General features: G+C 56.1%; 4 protein-coding genes and 1 pseudogene. 4 read left to right on the plus strand and 1 reads right to left on the minus strand.

The features are described 5' to 3' along the window. A pseudogene (locus tag AC2FNC_RS20440) lies at positions 1 to 87 on the minus strand (DNA-binding response regulator); the annotation flags it as partial. Between the two features lie 108 nt (positions 88 to 195). Between AC2FNC_RS20440 and AC2FNC_RS20445 the strand changes: the two are divergent. From AC2FNC_RS20445 to AC2FNC_RS20460, 4 genes are all read left to right on the plus strand, one after another. Next, positions 196 to 1,176 (plus strand): tripartite tricarboxylate transporter substrate binding protein, encoded by a 981-nt coding sequence (locus AC2FNC_RS20445; protein WP_480625505.1) that lies wholly within the window; start codon positions 196 to 198, stop codon positions 1,174 to 1,176. Positions 1,177 to 1,241: 65 nt separating this feature from the next. Then, positions 1,242 to 1,724, plus strand: a complete 483-nt coding sequence (locus AC2FNC_RS20450) for a tripartite tricarboxylate transporter TctB family protein (RefSeq protein WP_480520538.1) — start codon at positions 1,242 to 1,244, stop codon at positions 1,722 to 1,724. Position 1,725: 1 nt separating this feature from the next. Beyond that, positions 1,726 to 3,237, plus strand: a complete 1,512-nt coding sequence (locus AC2FNC_RS20455; protein ID WP_480477308.1) for a tripartite tricarboxylate transporter permease — start codon at positions 1,726 to 1,728, stop codon at positions 3,235 to 3,237. Next, a partial coding sequence (locus tag AC2FNC_RS20460; RefSeq protein ID WP_496716517.1) for a CoA transferase occupies positions 3,230 to 3,359 on the plus strand: 130 nt, incomplete at its 3' end. The genes AC2FNC_RS20455 and AC2FNC_RS20460, both read left to right, overlap by 8 nt.

The following is a 3,359-nucleotide window of genomic DNA, read 5'->3' on the forward strand; positions in this document are numbered from 1 at the left end:
GTTATCAACCACATGCCCGTCCAACCTCATGCGGGAACTGATCGCGTTTGCGAGGTCTAGATTGTCTTCGACAAGCAGAAATTTCATCGGGCTTTAATACTATTCTCGCGCGTGACAGGTTGATGTCAGGTTGGTGTGTTTTTGTTCTTCCCAATCTGAGCCGCCATGCGGCCCGTTGTCAAATGGGAGGACATCATGACAACTTTCGAACTGGGCCGTCGCGCCCTGATCGCAGCTGTTGCTGCTGTAGGTCTTGCAGGACCCGTTCTGGCTGAAGACCAGCTGGTGGACAGCATCCACTTTCTGATCCCCGGCGGCGCCGGTGGTGGTTGGGACGGTACCGCTCGCGGCACCGGCGAAGCGCTTACCAACGCCGGTCTTGTGGGCACCGCGTCTTATGAAAACATGTCAGGCGGTGGTGGCGGCAAAGCCATCGGCTATCTGATTGAAAACGCCGACAGCAACCACGGGACGTTGATGGTAAACTCTACGCCAATCGTGATCCGTTCGTTGACTGGCGTGTTCCCTCACAACTTCCGCGACCTGACGTTGGTGTCGGGCACGATTGGAGATTACGCAGCAATTGTTGTCGGCAAAGACAGCCCTATCAACTCTATGAGTGATCTACTTGCTGCATTCGACGCCGACCCGGGCAACACGGCCATTGGCGGTGGCTCAGTTCCTGGTGGCATGGACCACCTGGTCGCAGCAATGGTGATGGAAGCCGCTGGGAAGGATGCTCTTGGCGTGAAATACATCCCATATGATGCAGGTGGCAAAGCCATGGCTGCCCTTCTGTCCGGTGAGATCGCAGCCCTGTCTACGGGTTTTTCGGAGGCCGTCGATTTGGCCAACGCAGGTGAAGTCAAGATCATTGGCGTTACATCGGCAGATCGTGTTGACGCCGCCCCAGACGCGATGACCATGAAAGAACAGGGCATCGACACCACCTTTGTGAACTGGCGTGGCTTTTTCGCGGCCCCGGGCCTGCCCGAGGACAAGCTTGCAGCCTATCAGGCCGCGATTGCAAAGATGTACGACACCCCGGAATGGGAAGAGGTTCGTGCACGCAACGGTTGGGTGAACATCCACAACTCGGGCGATGATTTCCGGTCATTTCTTGAGCAGCAAGAACAACAGATTGGTGATCTGATGAAGAAGCTGGGCTTCCTCTGAATCCAACTTGGGCAGAGCGGTAACCCGCTCTGCCATCCCTGACGACGAAAAAAGGAGGGGGTCCCATGGCGCTGGATCGCTGGATCGCGCTCATTCTTCTGGGTGTTTGTTTAACATATGGCTACGCCGCTTGGTTCACGATGGACAGTAGTCTGCCTCCTTTCATGCAAAGAAATCCCATCTGGCCAAGCACTTTTCCCAAAGTGCTGTCGATTTTGGGCATCATCACGGCCACGATCATTCTGCTGGGCTTTGAAAAGGCTGAACCCAGCGAACCTGAAATCGATTATCGGCGGTTGGGCGATTACCATCTTGGTCAGGCGATCATGCTGCTGGTTCTGATGGTCGTCTACGCATTGTGCCTGCGCCCTGTTGGGTTTCTGATCTCAACCTCGGCCTTCCTAATCTTAGGATCATTTATATTGGGCGAACGCAAATGGCATCTCATGTTTCTCGTCGCCCTGATTGCCACCGGTACAGTCTGGTATCTGGTTCAGGAAGTCCTTGGCATTTACATGCGCCCCTTGCCCGGCATTTTCGGAGGCTGACATGCTTGAAGGACTTCTGATTGGCCTGCAAACGGCATTCTCACTGCAAAACCTGCTGATGGTCGTCGCAGGCTGTCTGATCGGCACATTCATCGGAATGCTTCCGGGTCTGGGCCCGATGTCGATCATCGCCATCATGATCCCGGTGGCAATTTCCATGGGTGACCCGTCGGCCGCGCTGATCCTGCTGGCCGGCGTGTATTATGGCGCCATTTTTGGTGGCTCGACCTCTTCTATTCTGCTGAATGCCCCGGGGGTCGCGGGTACCGTCGCGTCCAGCTTTGACGGCTACCCGATGGCCCGTCAGGGCAAAGCGGGCAAAGCCTTGACCATTGCCGCAATTGCGAGCTTTGCAGGTGGCACGTTCGGTGCGTTGCTGTTGATGGTCTTCGCTCCTGCCCTGTCCTCTGTTGCGTTGCTTTTCCACTCGGCCGAGTATTTCGCGCTGATGGTTGTCGGCTTGTCCGCCATTGCCGCTTTCGCGGGAACAGGTCAGGTTGCCAAGGCTATCATAATGACAATCCTTGGATTGATTATGGCAACCGTCGGCGAAGGCGCGCTGTTCAACATGCCCCGCTTCACAATGGGCATCATGGATTTGCAGTCGGGTTTTGGCTTTATCACACTTGCAATGGCCATGTTCGCCTTACCCGAAGCTCTGTTTCTTGTTCTCAAACCCAAGGACCTTAAGGGCGAAGAAGGCGAAATCAAGGACCTGCGCATAAGCAGGGAGGAAGCCAAAGCCATTGCTCCGGTGATTGGCCGCCAGTCTATCCAAGGGTTTTTCATCGGCGTTCTGCCGGGTGCCGGTGCAACGATTGCCAGTTTTCTGGGCTATGCGGTCGAGCGTAACATCGCCCCAAAAGCCGAGCAGGACGAATTCGGCAAAGGGTCAATCAAAGGGCTGGCCGCGCCTGAAACAGCAAACAACGCCGCCTGTACCGGCTCGTTCGTACCGCTGCTGACCCTGGGCATTCCCGGATCGGGTACGACGGCGATCCTGCTTGGCGCATTGATTGCGCTGAACGTGACGCCGGGCCCACGCCTTATGCTGGACGAGCCGCAGATCTTTTGGGCGGTCATCATGTCCATGTTCATTGGCAATCTGGTGCTTCTGATCCTGAATCTGCCGCTGATCCCCTACATTGCCAAAGTTCTCTCGGTGCCGCGCAACTATCTGATCCCCTTTATTTTGTTCTTTACTCTGATGGGGGCCTATATCGGGCAGAACAATGCAACCGAACTGCTGATACTGGTAGGTTTTGGGGTATGCGCAACGGCGTTGAAATTCGCTGATTACCCATTGGCACCACTGCTGATTGGTTTCATCCTCGGCGGCATGATGGAAGACAACTTCTCACGGTCCATGCAGTTGTACGATGGCATCGCCTTTATCTGGGAACGCCCGATGACGCTGGGTCTGCTGGTTATCGCGGCGCTTCTGGTGCTCCTGCCCAGCTACCGCGCGCGCCGTGCACAGGCCCGGGCGGAAGGGGTTGCCGAAGGTGACTGACCCGCTGGCGGGAATACGGGTTCTCGATCTGACCAATGTCCTCGCGGGTCCGTATTGCTGCTACCAACTGGCATTGATGGGTGCCGACGTGATCAAGGTCGAACGCCCCGATGGTGGCGACC

The organism is Ruegeria sp. BHSA123 (assembly GCF_059613425.1).